Raw genomic sequence first — 17,444 nt, 5'->3', positions numbered from 1 at the left:
TACACAACTAAAATACAAAAAAATAGTATAGTAAATTATATAATATTTTGAATAAAGTTGTCCAGATCTTCTTCTTTTTTTAGATTTAATTTTTGTTTTAAGCGGTATTTACTCATCCGTATTGTCTTTAGCTCCACATGAAGCAAATCTGCCATTTCCTTGGTAGGCATTTTCATAAAAATATAGATACAATATTTTAAGTCAAGCGTAGTCAATTTCTGATTGGCTTTTGATTGTAAACGATGGTAAAATTCCGGATGAATTTCATTAAGCATGGTTTTAAAATCATCAAAATTTTTGTCGAGAATTTCTTCGTTTTTAATGATTTTTTTAAGTAATACTGGATATTCATTAGGGTTAACAGTAGTTTGCCGTTTTAAACTATCAAGCAATTCATTCTTGTGGGATACTTGTACATATTTTGCAAGAACTTCTTTTTGTAATCTATTGGTTTCTTCCTCTTTAATACAAGCCATAAGCTCAACATTTTCTTTTTCAAGTTTTAGCATTTTCGCTTCTTCTTCTTTAATTTGAACTAATAATTTAGCCTCATTTTTCTTTTTATTTAAATATTTAATTCTGAATTTATAGCTGAAAAAAAGAACCATAAGTAACAAACACAAAATGCAGATGACAATAAAATGCCAAAAATTTTCAGTTTTTTTTATCTCTATTTCTTTCTCTTTTTCAGCAACGTTGTATTTATTAAGGAGCTCTTGGTTAGCAAATGAATATTTATATTCAAAATGCTGTTTATAATACTCAAAAGATTTTTTCAGATTCAAAATGGCAGACTTATTATCTCCTATTTCTTCATATAATTCTGATAGTAATTGATGAAATTCGTAATTCTCTTTAAATAGATAATCTATATTGGAGGTTTTTGTTAATATTTGATGAGTAAATTTAATAGCATTCAAATAATTTTTTTTATTTATTTCAGTAGTAATTAATAGATTATAATAACTAACTTGAAAATTAATATGATTATTTCTTTCAGCTAAATATTTTGCCTTATTAAGACAATGTTCAATTTTATCAGCATACACATCATTAGGTGAAAGCTTGTTTTGAATATTATATAAATTCGATAGATTAGTAAGTGATATTAGTAGCAATATGTCAGGAATATAACCATCGTGATTGTCACCATAATCTAAAGCTTTTTCAAAGAAATATCTGGATGAATCTAAAGCTGCTTTTTTTTTAAACAATTGGTAGTCACTCAAATATTTACTCCCTAAAGATGTGTAACCTATGTAAATAGAAGTAGGTTTTTTACTTTTTAATGCTGCATCTAAACTTAATTGTGAATACTTTTTAGAGTATTGAGGAGTTAAATCGTATTGTGAGCTTAATAAATTATATCCTAAGGCTAAACCGTGCCATTTATCACTATACTTTTTATCATGGCTGTTTTTATAATTCATTTTTTTAAAAAGCTCAATGGAAGTAAATATATCTTTAATTCCATCTTTGTCATTTACCATGGATTTAATCAATCCAAGTCGTAAATAAGCAAATGCATTTTTATCAATATCAGTAGATTTTTCCAGATAGAACATTATAGAATCAATCACCTCGTACGTCTTATGAATATCTTTTTTATAGGCATAAAGTGTTCCCAAAGAGGAGTAACTATAAACTATATATCCAGGATCATTTTCTTTTAATGCAAGTTTTAAAGATTCTTTAGCCATTTTCATAGCACGGGCAGTATCGCTCATATCCATGCCCGCCATATTTGAAAGAGGAATAATTTTTTCTTTATCAGGTATTCTTTTATCAGAAACAATATTTTGAAGTGAATCTAAAAGTTTTCTTTGTGCATTTGTAAAATTAGAAAATAAACAAAATACAACTAGTTGATAAAGTAGTAGCTTTTTCATAGAGTTTTAACTAAGAGTATAACAAAAATAATAAAGGAGAGCCAAAATAAAAAGAGATTATCTTAAATTTAAGATAATCTCTTTTTCATCATCTATATATTAACTATAACTAAATTTAAATAGCCATTTAAAAAAAGTATATTTTTAGTAGAAATAATAATCGTAGTTTTTTTAAGTGTTGAATTTTTTGTTTTGTAAAAAAGGCGAGTTATAAATTTTTTGTATATAATCTTTTATTTTTTGAGAGTTTTTAAAGACTATGATTGATATCAAATATAATTAAATAGAATAAAAAAAACTAAAAAAATTAAAGGTATTTTAAGAGATTACATTAAAAAACTTAATTTAATTCGATGGGACAAAAGTAATCTTAATATGCTGAACAAAACAAATTGTAACTGTCTACAAAACGTCTACATACTTTAGGAAAAGAAGTTAATCCATTAATTTTTTTTTGGTCACGATCTTAGTAAGTATAGAGTTTATATTGTTGATTATTAGTATTTTATTTATCTGTTTTTAAACTAAAAACAGATAAATAAACAACGAGATAAAAGTTACACAATCCAAAATTGTATTTGATATAAATGAGATATTTAACCTGAAATACCCACTCAATAACTACACAAAATTACTTATTTTTGAAATTCAACGATTGCTTTTATAAAAGCCTCAGCATTTTCAACAGGTACATTAGGTAAAATACCATGACCTAAATTTGCAATATAAGATTTTGTTCCAAAATCACGAACCATCTGTTGAGCTTCATTATAAATTTTCACAGGCGATGATAGTAGCTTAGCCGGATCAAAATTTCCCTGTAAAGTAATTTCGCCTCCGGAAAATTCTCTTGCTTTTTGAGGAGATATAGTCCAGTCTACACCTAAGGCACAAGCTTTAGATTGAGACATAGTTTCCAAAGCAAACCAACAGCCTTTGCCGAATACGATAACTTTACTCTTTTGTTCAAGAGCATCAACGATTTGGTTAATATATTTCCATGAAAACTCATTATAATCTTTAGGAGACAGTAAACCTCCCCAGCTATCAAAAATTTGAACTGCATGTACTCCGTGTTCAATTTTCTTTTCAAGATACAGAATGGTATAATCGGTTATTTTCTGCAAAAGTTTGTGTGCCCATTCAGGTTTTTGAAAACAGAATGATTTTGCTTTGTCAAAAGTTTTAGAACCTTTACCTTCAATAGCATAGCACAAAATGGTCCAGGGACTTCCTGCAAAACCAATTAAAGGAATTTCATTATTTAGTTGCTCAAGAGTTATATCAATGGCATCCAACACATATCCCAGACTATCTTGAATGGGCGGATTAACAAGACTTTCAATATCTTCTAAACAAGTAATTGGGTCTTCAAGATAAGGTCCTACGGATTCTTTCATTTGAAAATTCATTCCCATGGCCTGAGGAACCACCAGAATGTCAGAAAACAATATAGCAGCATCTATAGGAAACCGTTTTACAGGCATTAATGTTATTTCAGCAGCCAATTCTGGAGTTTGGCATCTAGTAAAAAAATCATATTGGTCTCGTAATGCACGAAACTCCGGTAAAAACCTACCAGCCTGTCTCATCATCCAAACAGGAGGCCTTTGTACTTCTTTTCCTTCTAAAGCGTCTAAATATAATCTGTTTTTAAGCATCTAATTTATCATTTATTAAAGTAATCAAGGATTCCTTTGTGGTTTCTTCCGGAAAATATACTCTGTAATTTCCGTGCTGTTTTACAGCCTCTGCTGTAGTTTTTCCGCTTGTAAATATAAGAGTTTCTTCAGGAATTTTATTCATAGAAGTAAATGACTTTACTGCAGAAGGACTCATAAAAATAATTGCATCGTAAAAATCAGTAACTTTCTGAGGGGTTAGGCTTGTTTTGTATGTTTCGATACCCCGAACTTCAATACCATTTTCTTTAAGTATATCTGGCAGAGTAGTTAAGGATAAATTTCCTTTAAAAAAAACATAATTTTTAATACCTGTTTCAAGCATTCGTTCTAAAAGATCCTCAGAATAATTAGAGATAAAAGATATCTCTCTGTCCTGACCGTTTAATTTTTTAGCAGTACTTTTACCCACTACAAAAAATTGTCCATTCAGTTCAATATCTTTAATTGCTTTAGCTGAATTTTTACTGGTGACAATAAAAGAGTGTATATCGGTAGGAATTTGAGAAATTATTTTTTCTTTAGGATATATATCTATAGACACAAAAGGAATAACATCAATCTTCCATTTCCGATCATAATCTTCCGGAAAAGAGGAAGAGGTTGCTAATATACGTTTCATTAAGCATTGGTTTTACTTACAAATATAAAAAAAATAATTTTTCGTTTTTTAGAGTAACTAAACTCAACCAGGATATTTCTAAGTGTAAATGATTGTATTTTATACTATTATATGTAGTATACGAAAGTTTTCAGCAAGCTCAAAATTGAAAATATATGAAAGGTTGAATTTCAGAAGATTTAACCTGAGCTACAATTAATACTATTACAAACAAAAACAACAAAACAGCCCAATAGGGAGCTTTTTCAAATTTAAGTTTAAAAATTTCTTCCCATCTGGGAGGGGTAAAATGTAATATAAATCCTAAAAGCATTAAAACAAATACCAGTTTATAGCCATTTACCATCTGTAATAAAATGTGAGGCTCAAATTTGTGGAATATTTGTGTAAGCATTTGCCATGCTGTGTTCATGTCTGACACTCTGAAGAAAATCCAGCAAAAACATACAAAATGAAAAGTAATTAAAATACCAATTAAACGAAACCAGAAATAACTTTTAGTGTTTTCAGTCTTAGATGAGCCGGATAAATTGATATAAGTTTTATGAATAGAAAGTGCAAGGCCGTGCATGGCTCCCCACAAAATAAAACGCATAGACGCACCATGCCAGAGTCCTCCCAAAAGCATAGTTGTCATTTGATTAAAGCTACTGTAAGATGCCTTCTTTTTTTCTTTAGATAAAAGAATCGACGAAGCAAAAATAAGTATAAAAATCAGTGCAGTGATGATTTGCCAGTAACTTTCATGAATGGCACTATTGATACCCCATAGTATAAGACCGGTAAAAAAAAGTACAGGAAAAAAATATCCCATAAAATGTCCATTACGGTTACCTCCCAGTGAAAAATATAAATAATCTTTCAACCAAGAAGAAAGACTAATATGCCACCTTCTCCAGAACTCAGTAATATTTTGAGATTGATAAGGAGAGTCAAAGTTTTTAGGGAATTTAAAACCTAAAAGAAGTGCTATTCCGATAGCCATATCTGAATACCCTGAGAAATCACAGTAGATTTGCAACGCATATCCGTAAATTCCGAATAAATTTTCGATTCCAGAATATAATTCAGGTTGATCAAACACTCGATCTACAAAATTAACGCCAATGTAATCAGATATTACTGACTTTTTAAAAAGCCCTATACTTATTAAAAACAAAGCTCTTCCTATCATTGATTTGGTAATAATGGTAGGCTTATAGAGCTGAGGTATAAAATCATAGGCACGTATGATAGGACCAGCAACTAATTGAGGAAAAAAGGAAACAAAAAATCCGTAGTCAAGTAAATTTTTCACAGGCTCAATTTTTTTTCTGAAAACATCTATGGTATAACTCATAGACTGAAAAGTGAAAAATGAAACACCAACCGGTAAAAAAATATCAATTTTTTTATATTCTGTGTCGGCAACAGTATTAAATGAATCTATAAGAAAATTAGTGTATTTAAAATGGATTAAAATTCCTAAGTTAACAGCAAGACTAAAAAAGAGAAGTAATTGTCTCGTTATTTTCTTTTGTGCCTTATGGATTAAATGTCCAGTAAAAAAATCAAAAAAAACGCAGAAAATTAAAATTAAATAGTAATATCCGCTGGATCTATAGTAAAAATAAAGCGAGAATAAAATTACATAAATTACCTTAGGGAAATGCGTTTTATGTAATAATGCATACCCAATCATAAAAGCAGTGAATATAAATACAAAATATCCGCTACTGAAAATTAAAGGCTCTTTAGGATTAAAATAAAACTGCTCAATCAGCTTATGAAGGTCGAGATCCGGAATAATTTTAGAAATTTCGTTTACGGTAATATATTTATGGGTTATTGGAAACATACTCGTTAAAAGAGTTAATTAAAGCGTTAAATAATAAGTTACCCTGTAATTGATAACCTTTGATGTTATAGTGAATTAAATCTTTACTGAATAAATTGTAATTTTTCCAGTTTGATGCATTACCACTTACTTCCTGTAAATCCCAATATGCGAGTTGCTGTTCATCAGAATAAGAAACCAATATATCATGTATAATTTTTAATCTGGCGTTTTGATATTTTTTATTTACGTAAGCATTAGCCGGAGTTGTTATTAATATAGGCACACCCGGATTATGTTTTTTTAAGTTGTCTATAAAATGTTGAATTTCTTCCTTTATAATATCTTCGTTAAAATCATTGTCTTTTCTGTAGGCCTCATTGGTGCCTAACGAAATAATCAGTAAATCAGGTGAGAGAAAAGGGGTTTGTACATTAAAATATTCTGAAGTATCATAATGAAAATATTCGGCCCCGTTTACACCAATACTATGATATATAACTCCGGGATTATCATTTCTTGTGTTGATTCCCAATATAGTCATGTGATTTTGAATCGGTAAAGACTTGATACTTACAAACTCAATTTTATTTGTCGGTTTAGATAGATTTATTTTCGATATGTTTTTATCTTTTAAAGTAATAAAATTTTTAACAGATATGGATTGATGATTCAATGTATCTTCAATTTTTAAATCAAAACTATGCTCATCATTTTCAAAAAATATATCTAAATGAGTAAACTTATATTTTTCAGGAAGTTCCAACATAAAAGCTGATATTGAGTCTTTAGTTTCAATGGTAATACCTCCGATGCCTGTTGATTGAGGGAGTAAAGGCTTACAGTTTCTTTTTCCGGCCCATACAAACTGAGAAGAAGATTTAATATCTTCAGGAGAATTGGTACCCGCCACCTGATAGGGAACAACCAAACCTCGTCCTGCATTACCAAACAAAGTCTGGAAATTTGTTCGTAAAACATGACTTATGTGATTCGCCTGAAGGTGTGAGTCTCCTATATGAACAATATTTACTTGTTTATTTTTTGAATTACGCAACGAATTGAAAAAAGAATCAAGAACTTTAGCATTATGTATAACGTTTTTCTCTTTTTTTATAAAAGGATAGTTTTGTTGAGTATACGCTTTTTGAAAAAAGCAAATACAAAGCACCAAAAGGATTAGGGCAGGTTTATTTAGATTTTGCTTTTTCATATTCGAATAATAAACTGTTAAATAATAAAGTTCCAATTTCTTTACCACCTAAAAAATTGATATGTGTATAGTCTTTGTTTGCCTTAGGAGGATTGGCAGTTACATAATCAACCATAGAACTTTCTCCGCCCATGGCTTCATACATATTCCAGAAAGCAATTTTGTTTTCAGCTGCAATTGCACGTTGTGCTTCCACCATTAACTTAATAGTTGGAAGAGTTTTATAAGCTCCATTAATTTTTTTGCTTCTGTCGCCAACGCTGATTAAAAGTATTCCTGCCTGAGGATAAGAAGCTTTCATTTCAGTTATAACCTTATTCATCATTCGAGTATACCATGCAAAGTCACTAGCTTTTTCTGACACGGCATTAACTCCATACTGAAGAATGATTAGTTTGTAATCTTGTAGCCGGTTTAAAGATTTATGCATTTCACTCGAACTCGATAAAAGAGATAAACCAGCATTACCTCTTAAAGAAAAATTATCGACATACACTCCTGATTGATCCTCAAATGAAAATCCATACAAAAATATATTCGGATCTGAAGCGAAAGTAAGATTGACCTTTTTCGATTTATTTATAAGTATAGAATGATCCTGTATATTTTTACCAGCTTTTAGTTGAATGTTTTGAGAATTACCATCTGAAATAACTTTAGCAGAGAAAGGAGATTTGGATTGATATAAAATCCTGAAATTCGGAAGTTTATCAGTTCGCGGTGAAAAATGAGTAGAATAATAGGTAGCACTGTTGTTGGGTAAAGGTTGTGTGCAAATACCAAAAGGAGGATAGGGAACTTTTTCCTTTGGATGATGTACAGCGTCAAAAGTTGTATAATTTTTAAAATCTTCTTTTATTGTTTGTCGGAATTGGGACACCTCTGAAGTGACAGGTACCCATCCAACCCCCATGCCTCCAAACTTTTCTTGTAATAAGTCTCTGAAATCCCCACAAAATACATCCCCTTCAATAAAGCTGTCTCCAAAAAAAGCGATACGAACTTTGCCTAGAGTATCTGATTTTAAATTATCAATTGATAAAAATAAAGTTTTAAACATATTCTGATCCACAGAATAATCTTCAAAACAAATTTTATTTTTAGGGCATCGGATTTCAACTTTAGGCTCAACCTTGGGAACAATTTTTATAATATCAGAAGCAGGTTCCTTTTCTACATCTGAAAACATATCTATGGTTTTCAACTCATACCCGAAAACAGTGACAGGAGGTAGATAGCGTAAAGCTATCAGGCCTGCTAGAAATATCAGGCATAAAATCGGAACGTAGAAAGCTTGGTCTTTTTTCACAGAATATATACTTAGTTCCTTACAATTATAGTGTTTTAATATAAAAATTATTGGGCGCTAAATTACATATTTGTTACATATAAAGTTTAAAATTTTTTTAATTTTTTTGTAGAAAAAATTAATCAAAAAAGTATTTAATCAAAAATCTGAAAATTTTCAATTTGCAAAAAACATTCATCTCCAGCCAGGAAGAAATTAGGGCTGTGAAACCAGATTCGTTTAAACTTATAAATACTTTCAACCAAGTAATGACTTCCTAGATAGTAACTTTTTAAGACTTTAACCCTTAATCCGTTATCTGAAAGTATCAATTGATGAGGGTAAACAAGTACAGGAGAATGATGAGTATATTCTGATAAGCCGGGAAATTCTTCTTTGGAAAGTACGTTGGTTTCTCCGAAAAGGTTTGCTACATATTCATTTTCAGGCATTTTGTAAATATCTGCGGGTAAACCTTTCTGTACAATAGTTCCCTTTTTAATTATAATCATTTCATCAGCAAAGGCTAAAGCGTCTTCAATTTCATGAGTAGCAAGAACAATAGAAATATTATTTTCTTTGGCAAAATCGAAAACAGCTCTTTTTAACATGCTTTTCTTAAAAGTGTCAACCTGAGAAAAAGGTTCATCCAAAAGTAGTACAGAGGGTGTCTGAGCCAAAGCTTTAGCTAAAGCTACTCTTTGTTTTTGCCCGCCGCTTAAGTTATCCGCTTTACTATCTATATATTCATCCATTTCTACCAGGCTTAACAAAAAAACAATGCGTTCATGTTTCTCTTTAAGATCTATATTAGATAAGAATTTCCCAACATTTTCGCCTACAGTCGCATAAGGCATTAATCCGAAATCCTGTTCCAGATATTTGAATTCAGATTCTCCGGGTACCAGATTTCCTTTGAAGCCGGTAAGCTTACGGCCATTGTAAATAATTTCACCGCTTTCCCAATCTAGTAAGCCGTAAATTAATTTCAGAATAGTACTCTTACCACTACCGCTTTCACCTATAAGTGCCAGCATATTTCCCTGTTCAACATGAAAGGTAAGAGATGATATTATTTTCTTATCTGAATCGTATGAAAATGATAAGTCATTAATTTCTAACATAAATAGCCTGTAAAAAAGTTTTAAAAATTTTTTATAGAAGTATATTATAACTCTTAACTAATACGTTAGATTAATCAAAAGATAATATTTCCTTTCACAAATTTAAAATATTAAAAATGAAAAAACCACTTTTAGGATTTCTGATTATATTGTTTTTATTCATTTCATGTAGCGAAACCCCTAAAAATGCTCTTCCGGCCAGCGGAAAAATAACATCAGCTGCCATAAACCTTAAAAATTATAAAATAAATTTAAAGTTAAGTAAGATTAACTGGTCCATTTATATAATTAAAAATAACCTGAATATTTGTCATTTTGGTTGGGGTAAATTTAAAGAAGGGTTTTTAAATATATCAAATGCACAATTAAAAAACGCAAGTTTAGTTGTCGATTGGGCAAGTTTGGTAAATGAAAGTATTGAAAAAAGAGAAGAACGAACGAAATTACTTGAGAATATGAAGGGGAAAGAGTTTTTAGATATAGCAACATACCCGGTTTCAATGATAAAAATTATTTCATCTCAAAAAATAGAAGGAGTATCCGATTATAATACACAGCTGGATATGGTTGTCGAGTTATGTGGAATTAAACAAACTATTTCAGTAAAGGCAAACCTAAGGGAGGAAAAGCAGCATCTATACTTAAATACAGAAAGATTTACTTTGAACTTCAAAGATTTCGGAATGAGCTATAAAGGAAAAAATGAGGGTGAATGGACGGATAATTTTGATTGGCAGATGAGTATTGTTGCAGATTCGACTCAGTCATTGTTCTGAAGGATGTTTTTCTTTTTAAAAGAAAAAATTGCAATTTTGCAGGTTGAAATTGGACAAGATAATGATAGTTTGTATTGCTGAAAAACCTAGTGTAGCAAAAGATATAGCCCAGATAGTCGGAGCCAGAGACCGAAAAGACGGATATTTCGAGGGAAACGGTTATAGAGTAACCTGGACATTCGGTCATTTATGTACTTTAAAAGAGCCACATGATTACAATCCCAATTGGAAATCCTGGTATTTAGAGGATCTACCTCTTATACCGGCAAATTTTGGAATTAAGTTAATACAAAATAAAGGAGTTGAAAAACAATTTCACGTTATAGAAAAGCTTGTCCATGATTGTAATGAAGTTATTAATTGCGGGGATGCAGGGCAAGAAGGGGAATTGATTCAGCGATGGGTATTGCTGAAAGCCAAATGCAAGGTTCCTGTAAAGCGGCTTTGGATATCTTCACTGACAGAGCAATCCATTAAAGAAGGATTTAATAACTTAAAAGATTCCTCAGAATATGAAAATTTATATTCAGCAGGAAGTGCCAGAGCAATAGGTGACTGGCTTTTGGGTATAAATGCAACCAGGCTTTTCACAAAAAAATTTGCGGTTTCAAAAACATTGCTTTCCGTTGGCCGGGTGCAAACTCCTACTTTGGCAATGATAGTTCAAAGACAAAAAGAAATTGATGCTTTTGTAGTTGAAGAATATTGGGAACTGAAGACTCTTTATCGTGAAACAGAATTTAATGCTGATATTGAAAGGCTTAAAACAGAGGAAAAAGCAAAAAAAGGGTTGGAATATTTAAAAAATCATCCTTTTGAAATTGTTTCTTTTGAAGAAAAAGAAGGGAAAGAAAAAAATCCACGTCTTTTTGATTTAACCTCTTTGCAGGTAGAAGCTAATAAAAAATATGGTTTTTCAGCAGATAATACCCTTAAATTGGTTCAGGGTCTATATGAAAAAAAGTTTGTAACCTATCCTCGTGTAGATACCACATATCTGTCTGAAGATATATATCCTCAAATTCAGGGAATTTTGGCAAGTATGAAATTCTATGAAAAATTTACCCGATATTTACTTTCTCAGCCTATTCCTATGTCTAAAGCCGTGTTTGATAACTCTAAAGTAACTGATCATCATGCTATAATTCCTACGGATGTTCTTCCTGAATATATAAATTCAGATGAAAAAAGAATCTACGATCTTATTGCCCGCAGGTTTATTTCCGTATTTTATCCTGAATGTAAAATATCGAATACCTTAGTAGTAGCGAAAGTAGGAGAGCTTCCTTTTAAAGCTTCAGGCAAACAGATCTTGGAATTAGGCTGGAGGGAAGTTTATATTCAGGATAAGAAAACGGATAAAGTTGAAGAAGAAAAAACGATGCCGGTTTTTGTCGCAGGAGAATCTGGACCGCATGAACCATTTATACACCAGGGTAAAACTACTCCTCCCAAACCTTTTACTGAGGCAACTCTACTTAGAGCAATGGAAACAGCCGGAAAACAGGTTGAAGATGAAGAAATGCGAGAACTGCTCAAAGATAATGGTATCGGAAGACCTTCTACTAGAGCAAATATAATAGAGACGCTTTTTCGTAGGAAATACATAGAGAAAAAAAGAAAAAATGTATATGCATCTCAGGCAGGTATAGACTTAATAGATACCATTCAGAATGATTTACTCAAAAGCGCTGAACTTACAGGTGTTTGGGAAAGAAAACTCAGATTGATTGAAAAAGGAGAATATGAATTGGATATTTTTAAAAATGAATTAATCGAAATGGTTACTCATTTAACAGAAGAGGTAAAGAACAGTAAATTTCGGAGAATATCTGTTGTCGAAAAGACGGAAAGTCAGCTAAAAGGTAAAACTAAAACAATCACAAGTAAAAATGAAACCGATATTTCTAAAATAACCTGTCCAAAATGTAGCACTCATACTTTAATTCAAGGGAAATCAGCTTATGGATGTAGTGATTATAAAAATTGTAATTTTAAAATTCCCTTTGAAATATATGGAAAAAAATTAACAACAAAACAGATCTCTGATTTAATTACTAAGCGGAAAACATTAAAAATTAAAGGTTTGATTTTTCCCGAATCAAATGAGAAACGGGAAGGTAAAATTGTTTTAGATGATAATTTTGGAATAATATTTGAAACATAACAAGCTGTAATCATGGCAAAAGTCATGAATTTTATTTAAAATTAAGATTAAAAATGAGCTTTATTAAAGAATTTAAAGAATTTGCCTTAAAAGGCAGTGTAGTCGATTTAGCCATAGGGGTTATTATTGGAGGAGCTTTCAACAAAATAGTTTCATCTTTGGTAGATGATATTATTACTCCGTTAATACTGACTCCGGCATTAAAAGCAGCCAATCTGGATGATTTATCCCAGTTGACGATACCGGGAACAGCGGTTAAGTATGGAAACTTCTTATCAACATGTTTGTCATTTTTAATTGTAGCATTTTCTTTGTTCCTTATCATTAAAGGAATTAACGCTATGAGGAAAAAAGAAGAGAAAGTTTCTAAAGAAAAAGAAGTACCAAAGCCTTCACAAGAAGATTTGTTAACTGAAATTAGAGATTTGCTTAAAAATAATAAGTAATTTACAATAAAAAAGGCTGACCATTGCGTCAGCCTTTTTTATATATTTTAAATCATATTAAAATCTCATCCCAAGAGTAAGGATAAAATTATTTTGAACATTTTTAACTTTTCCTAAAATGGGTCTATCATTTTCAACTACGGTTACCCTCGAATTATCATAATAATTAAAATATTCACCAGAGAAAGAAGTGTAATTATCAGATTTAATGTATTGATAAGCTAGATCTATAAAAAATGGTCCTACATCATATCCCGCTCCAAATGACAATTTATTTTTTTCTCCTGCCATATAATTTTTAGGATAGACAATTGAGCTGGTCAGACTGTTGTCATAATAACCACCTACAGACTTGTTTTTCACAGGTGAAGAGGCATATGCATACCCGGCTCTTAGTTTAAGTTCTTTATATCTGTATTCAACACCTGCCCGATATTCCTGCGAACCCTGAATAGAATGATTAACAAAATTATTGTTTAGCTGATAATCATAATCACTTTTAAAGTAAATATCTTTATTAAAATAATTAATAAAATCAAGATTAACCGCCAATGAATTATTCTCGTTTATAATATCTGAAGCAAAAGCTCCACTTAATACTATTTTACCGGGAGAGTTTAACTTATAATTGTCATAATACCAATAATTCTGAACAATATCATTATTAGCATCTAAAGTATAAGATAAATAATCATATTTCATATTTGACCACCAGATAGGTGAGTGATAGGCAGCCGCAAGCCTTATTTCGGGTGTTATTTTACCTAAAATACCGACACGAAGTCCAACTCCGTTGTTTTCTTGACGATAAGGAGTTAATTGCTCGTTAAAACTCATAAGTTCTCCGTCAACAGTGTTACGGTGAGAATATCTTGTTTCTCTGTCCATGTTCAAATAATGCCAGTCTAAGCCAATCCCTAAATATAGGATATCCTGTAAATTACTTGCGAAAGTTATATTAGCCTTAGAACGGTATCCGTTAGTATATTGCTCAAGACTTTCAAACCGATAGGTTCTTTCAACTCCAGATACATCAGGATATTGATAATTAATATTATCATTTTTTGAAAACTGTACACTATTATCAAGTCTTTGGTAGGAAAAGCTACCCCCAACGTTAAATTTCCATATTTCTGAATTACCACCTAAAGCAAGTACAAAACCAGCACTTGGAAAATTAAAATTAGTATCAGAATTAGAATATGAGGACCCCATAGAGGCAGTATTTTTATTGGAAAGTACGCTAGCAGAGATGCTTGCTTCAGAACCTCTGTAAACACCTAAGCCTGCAGGGTTCATTTCTACTGCGCTGAGATCTCCTCCCAGTGCTCCCATAGATCCTCCCATACCTATAAAGCGTGCAGTACCCACAGCATCAAAAGTATTGCCATATGCATTCAATGCATCAGATATATCATTTGGATAAAAGTCTGTTGTCTGTGACTTACCGATAGACTGAACTATTGCCATTAAAACAAATCCATAGATTATTTTAGTATTCATATTTAGTAATTATTTTCATGTAAATATTAGATTATCTTCTACTTCCGCCCATAGAACCACGAGAACCTCCTCCCATAGAACTACCACCAGAACGGGAACCACCCATAGAGCTGCCACCGCCAAATCCTCCTCGGCTACTTGAACTTGGAGCTGAATACGTTGGAGTTCGTGATGAGGAAGAACTTGAGCTACTTCTGCTGTTTCCACCTATAGCACTACTTCTGCTACCTTCATATGAGTTGCTTCTACTTCCGCTGTTAGAGCTGCTGCTTCCAATAGAATTACTTCTGCTATTATCAATAGAATTGTTTCTACTGCTTCCAATAGAATTGCTTCTGCTTGTAGAGTTGCTGCTTCCAATAGAAGAATTACTTCTGCTTCCGTTGGAAATTGAACCACGGGAATTACTTATAGAAGAGTTGCTTCTGCTACCATTATAGATATTACTGTTAGTTCTCCCGTTTTGAACAGCTGAATTTGTTCTGTTTGCTGAAGCTATAATTTCACTTCGGGAATTTCTTCTTTGAACGTCCTGCATTTGTCTGGAACGGGAAGCATTATAAGACTGACCTAAATAAGACGAACTTCTTCCGCCGTAAGCAACAGAACGAGGGCCGTAATTACCGTAATATCTTGGGTAGTAGCTGTAATAATCCCAGCCCCATGGTCGGTACCAGCCACCTCCCCAGTAAGAAGGATAATCCCACCAGCTGGAACCCCAGCCAATAGATCCCCATCCCCATCCAACAGAAACACCCCAGCTCCAACCCGGACGCCAGTAATTACCCCACCCCCAATAAGGAGAATTCCAGTAATAAGAACCATAGTATGGTGAGTTCCATCCATAGCTGTTTCCGTAATAATAATTGTTTATAACAGTACCTCCATCATCGCCCCATCCGCTATTGGTGTTGGGAGAATAGTTATAAGAGTTGTTATTGTTTGAGGAATAATTTGAATTGTCAGATTCCTGATCGTATAAAAGTTCCTCAGTATTTGTCCTCGGTACTATATATTTCTTTCCAATTCGTACTTCTGTATCATCATTACTCGATGAATTATTGGAATCGTTATAAATATATCCGTAAGACTGTTGGCTTTGGCTTCTTTTATATTGATTAGATCTATTAGGATTATAGTATATACTGTCTTCCCCTGCATATGATGTCTGACCAACATAACATGAAGTTAAGGTGCCGGATAATACCAGAGAGACTCCCGATATCAGCCAAAATCTTTTTAAGTTATTTGTAATAATCTTCATGATATTTTTTTTAGTAGTTTATATATTTTATTTTTGCTCTAAATTTAGTTAAAGAAATACAAAAGTCATACCAATTAAAATAAACGTATCCTTATATACAGTAACGTTAAATTTTAGTTAATAGTATGACAGTTTGTAATTGAAATAGTTTAATAAACATAAGAATTAAGTTACAATATGGCAACACTTACATCAAGAGCGGAGGACTATAGCAAATGGTATAATGAATTGGTATTAAAAGCGGATATGGCAGAGAACTCCGGTGTTCGGGGGTGTATGGTTATTAAGCCTTACGGATATGCAATATGGGAAAAAATGCAAAAGCAATTGGACCAGATGTTTAAAGATACAGGACATGAAAATGCTTATTTTCCATTATTTATACCTAAATCTTATTTATCTAAAGAAGCTGACCATGTTGAAGGGTTTGCTAAAGAATGTGCTGTTGTAACTCATTATAGACTTAAAAACTCACCCGATGGAAACGGAGTGATAGTTGATCCAGACGCTAAGCTTGAAGAGGAATTGATCGTTAGACCAACCTCCGAAACCATTATCTGGAATACCTATAAAAATTGGGTTAAATCTCATAGAGACTTACCTATTTTAGTTAACCAATGGGCAAATGTGGTACGTTGGGAAATGCGAACACGTTTATTTTTAAGAACAGCCGAATTTTTGTGGCAGGAAGGACATACCGCACATGCAACTCAAGAAGAAGCAGTAGCAGAAGCTGAGCAAATGCTACGCGTCTATGCTGAGTTTGTTGAGAATTTTATGGGAGTTCCGGTAATAAAGGGATTAAAATCTCCAGCTGAACGTTTTGCAGGAGCCGAAAAAACTTACACAATTGAGGCCATGATGCAGGATGGGAAAGCATTACAAGCAGGTACTTCACATTTCTTAGGACAGAATTTTGCTAAAGCCTTTGATGTAAAATATCAATCTAAAGAAGGTAAACAAGAATATGTATGGGCAACTTCGTGGGGCGCATCTACACGTTTGATAGGAGCATTGATAATGGCTCACTCCGATGATAACGGTTTGGTACTTCCTCCTAATATAGCTCCTATACAAGTGGTTATAGTTCCTATTCACAGAACCGATGAGCAATTGGAAGCAATATCTGCAGTGGCCACTGAATTAATAAATAATCTTAAAGGTAGAGGAATCTCTGTAAAATTTGATTCCAGAACCGAATACAAACCGGGTTGGAAATTTAATGAATATGAATTAAAAGGTGTACCTGTTCGTATTGCAATTGGACCTAAAGATTTGGAAAATAATCAGGTGGAAATTGCAAGAAGGGATACTCTTGAAAAACATACTCATTCTGTGGATGGTTTAGATCAGCACATACAGGATTTATTAACAGAAATTCAGCAAAATATTTATAATAAAGCGAAAGCTCATAGAGATTCTTTAATAACAGAAGTAGATACCTACGAAGATTTCAAAAAAGTTTTAAGTGAAAAAGGTGGATTTATTTCTGCACATTGGGATGGTACTGTAGAAGTTGAAGAGAAAATAAAAGCAGAAACGAAAGCTACGATACGCTGTATCCCCTTAGATGCTAAAGAAGAAGAAGGAAAATGTGTTTATTCCGGTAATCCGTCTAAAAAACGTGTTTTATTCGCCATTGCTTATTAGTATT

At 32.2% G+C, this 17,444-nt stretch carries 13 protein-coding genes; 4 read left to right on the top strand and 9 right to left on the bottom strand.

Annotated elements, in window-relative coordinates:
- Positions 1-35 precede the first annotated feature (35 nt).
- The 7 genes from EOV51_RS02775 to EOV51_RS02745 form a co-directional block, all read right to left on the bottom strand.
- Complete coding sequence (locus EOV51_RS02775) at positions 36-1,889, bottom strand: hypothetical protein (protein WP_128149635.1); 1,854 nt, start codon at positions 1,887-1,889, stop codon at positions 36-38.
- Positions 1,890-2,524: 635 nt separating this feature from the next.
- Entirely contained in the window at positions 2,525-3,550 is a 1,026-nt protein-coding gene (gene hemE / locus EOV51_RS02770; protein WP_128149633.1) for a uroporphyrinogen decarboxylase, read from the bottom strand.
- A complete protein-coding gene (locus EOV51_RS02765) occupies positions 3,543-4,193 on the bottom strand; it encodes a uroporphyrinogen-III synthase (RefSeq protein WP_128149631.1) in 651 nt (216 codons plus the stop codon). The genes hemE and EOV51_RS02765 overlap by 8 nt, the downstream gene beginning before the upstream one ends.
- Before the next feature lie 139 nt (positions 4,194-4,332).
- Positions 4,333-6,030, bottom strand: coding sequence for an MBOAT family O-acyltransferase (locus EOV51_RS02760; RefSeq protein ID WP_128149629.1), 1,698 nt, complete (start codon positions 6,028-6,030; stop codon positions 4,333-4,335).
- Positions 6,011-7,222, bottom strand: coding sequence for a GDSL-type esterase/lipase family protein (locus EOV51_RS02755; protein WP_128149627.1), 1,212 nt, complete (start codon positions 7,220-7,222; stop codon positions 6,011-6,013). Before EOV51_RS02755 ends, EOV51_RS02760 begins: the two co-directional genes overlap by 20 nt.
- Positions 7,200-8,531 (bottom strand): SGNH/GDSL hydrolase family protein, encoded by a 1,332-nt coding sequence (locus EOV51_RS02750; RefSeq protein WP_128149625.1) that lies wholly within the window; start codon positions 8,529-8,531, stop codon positions 7,200-7,202. Before EOV51_RS02750 ends, EOV51_RS02755 begins: the two co-directional genes overlap by 23 nt.
- Before the next feature lie 134 nt (positions 8,532-8,665).
- Positions 8,666-9,634 carry an ABC transporter ATP-binding protein gene (locus EOV51_RS02745; protein ID WP_128149623.1) on the bottom strand — a complete coding sequence of 323 codons (969 nt, stop codon included), beginning with the start codon at positions 9,632-9,634 and terminating at the stop codon, positions 8,666-8,668.
- A gap of 116 nt (positions 9,635-9,750) precedes the next feature.
- Between EOV51_RS02745 and EOV51_RS02740 the strand changes: the two genes are divergently transcribed.
- From EOV51_RS02740 to mscL, 3 genes are all read left to right on the top strand, one after another.
- Positions 9,751-10,410, top strand: coding sequence for a YceI family protein (locus EOV51_RS02740; RefSeq protein WP_128149621.1), 660 nt, complete (start codon positions 9,751-9,753; stop codon positions 10,408-10,410).
- 61 nt (positions 10,411-10,471) lie between these two features.
- Complete coding sequence (locus EOV51_RS02735) at positions 10,472-12,577, top strand: type IA DNA topoisomerase (protein WP_128149619.1); 2,106 nt, start codon at positions 10,472-10,474, stop codon at positions 12,575-12,577.
- A gap of 53 nt (positions 12,578-12,630) precedes the next feature.
- The gene (gene mscL, locus EOV51_RS02730; RefSeq protein ID WP_128149617.1) at positions 12,631-13,023 is read left to right on the top strand and encodes a large conductance mechanosensitive channel protein MscL; all 393 of its coding nucleotides are present in this window, start codon (positions 12,631-12,633) and stop codon (positions 13,021-13,023) included.
- 57 nt (positions 13,024-13,080) lie between these two features.
- On the opposite strand, the gene EOV51_RS02725 is transcribed toward mscL, so the two are convergent.
- Together EOV51_RS02725 and EOV51_RS02720 are read right to left on the bottom strand one after the other, a co-directional pair.
- On the bottom strand, positions 13,081-14,526 hold the full coding sequence (locus EOV51_RS02725; RefSeq protein ID WP_128149615.1) for an OmpP1/FadL family transporter: 1,446 nt from the start codon (positions 14,524-14,526) through the stop codon (positions 13,081-13,083).
- Between the two features lie 31 nt (positions 14,527-14,557).
- Complete coding sequence (locus tag EOV51_RS02720) at positions 14,558-15,790, bottom strand: hypothetical protein (protein WP_128149613.1); 1,233 nt, start codon at positions 15,788-15,790, stop codon at positions 14,558-14,560.
- A 177-nt stretch (positions 15,791-15,967) separates the two neighbouring features.
- Between EOV51_RS02720 and proS the strand changes: the two genes are divergently transcribed.
- A complete protein-coding gene (gene proS, locus EOV51_RS02715) occupies positions 15,968-17,440 on the top strand; it encodes a proline--tRNA ligase (RefSeq protein ID WP_128149611.1) in 1,473 nt (490 codons plus the stop codon).
- Positions 17,441-17,444 lie beyond the last annotated feature (4 nt).

Source organism: Apibacter raozihei, assembly GCF_004014855.1.
Taxonomy (GTDB): Bacteria; Bacteroidota; Bacteroidia; order Flavobacteriales; family Weeksellaceae; genus Apibacter; species Apibacter raozihei.
This window is presented reverse-complemented; position numbering and strand designations above follow the sequence as displayed.

Excerpts from the sequence above, each read along its gene's own strand:
- EOV51_RS02775 (WP_128149635.1), bottom strand. The coding sequence starts at position 1,889 with ATGAAAAAGCTACTACTTTATCAACTAGTTGTATTTTGTTTATTTTCT.
- hemE (WP_128149633.1), bottom strand. The coding sequence starts at position 3,550 with ATGCTTAAAAACAGATTATATTTAGACGCTTTAGAAGGAAAAGAAGTA.
- EOV51_RS02765 (WP_128149631.1), bottom strand. The coding sequence starts at position 4,193 with ATGAAACGTATATTAGCAACCTCTTCCTCTTTTCCGGAAGATTATGAT.
- EOV51_RS02760 (WP_128149629.1), bottom strand. The coding sequence starts at position 6,030 with ATGTTTCCAATAACCCATAAATATATTACCGTAAACGAAATTTCTAAA.
- EOV51_RS02755 (WP_128149627.1), bottom strand. The coding sequence starts at position 7,222 with ATGAAAAAGCAAAATCTAAATAAACCTGCCCTAATCCTTTTGGTGCTT.
- EOV51_RS02745 (WP_128149623.1), bottom strand. The coding sequence starts at position 9,634 with ATGTTAGAAATTAATGACTTATCATTTTCATACGATTCAGATAAGAAA.
- EOV51_RS02740 (WP_128149621.1), top strand. The coding sequence starts at position 9,751 with ATGAAAAAACCACTTTTAGGATTTCTGATTATATTGTTTTTATTCATT.
- EOV51_RS02735 (WP_128149619.1), top strand. The coding sequence starts at position 10,472 with ATGATAGTTTGTATTGCTGAAAAACCTAGTGTAGCAAAAGATATAGCC.
- mscL (WP_128149617.1), top strand. The coding sequence starts at position 12,631 with ATGAGCTTTATTAAAGAATTTAAAGAATTTGCCTTAAAAGGCAGTGTA.
- EOV51_RS02725 (WP_128149615.1), bottom strand. The coding sequence starts at position 14,526 with ATGAATACTAAAATAATCTATGGATTTGTTTTAATGGCAATAGTTCAG.
- EOV51_RS02720 (WP_128149613.1), bottom strand. The coding sequence starts at position 15,790 with ATGAAGATTATTACAAATAACTTAAAAAGATTTTGGCTGATATCGGGA.
- proS (WP_128149611.1), top strand. The coding sequence starts at position 15,968 with ATGGCAACACTTACATCAAGAGCGGAGGACTATAGCAAATGGTATAAT.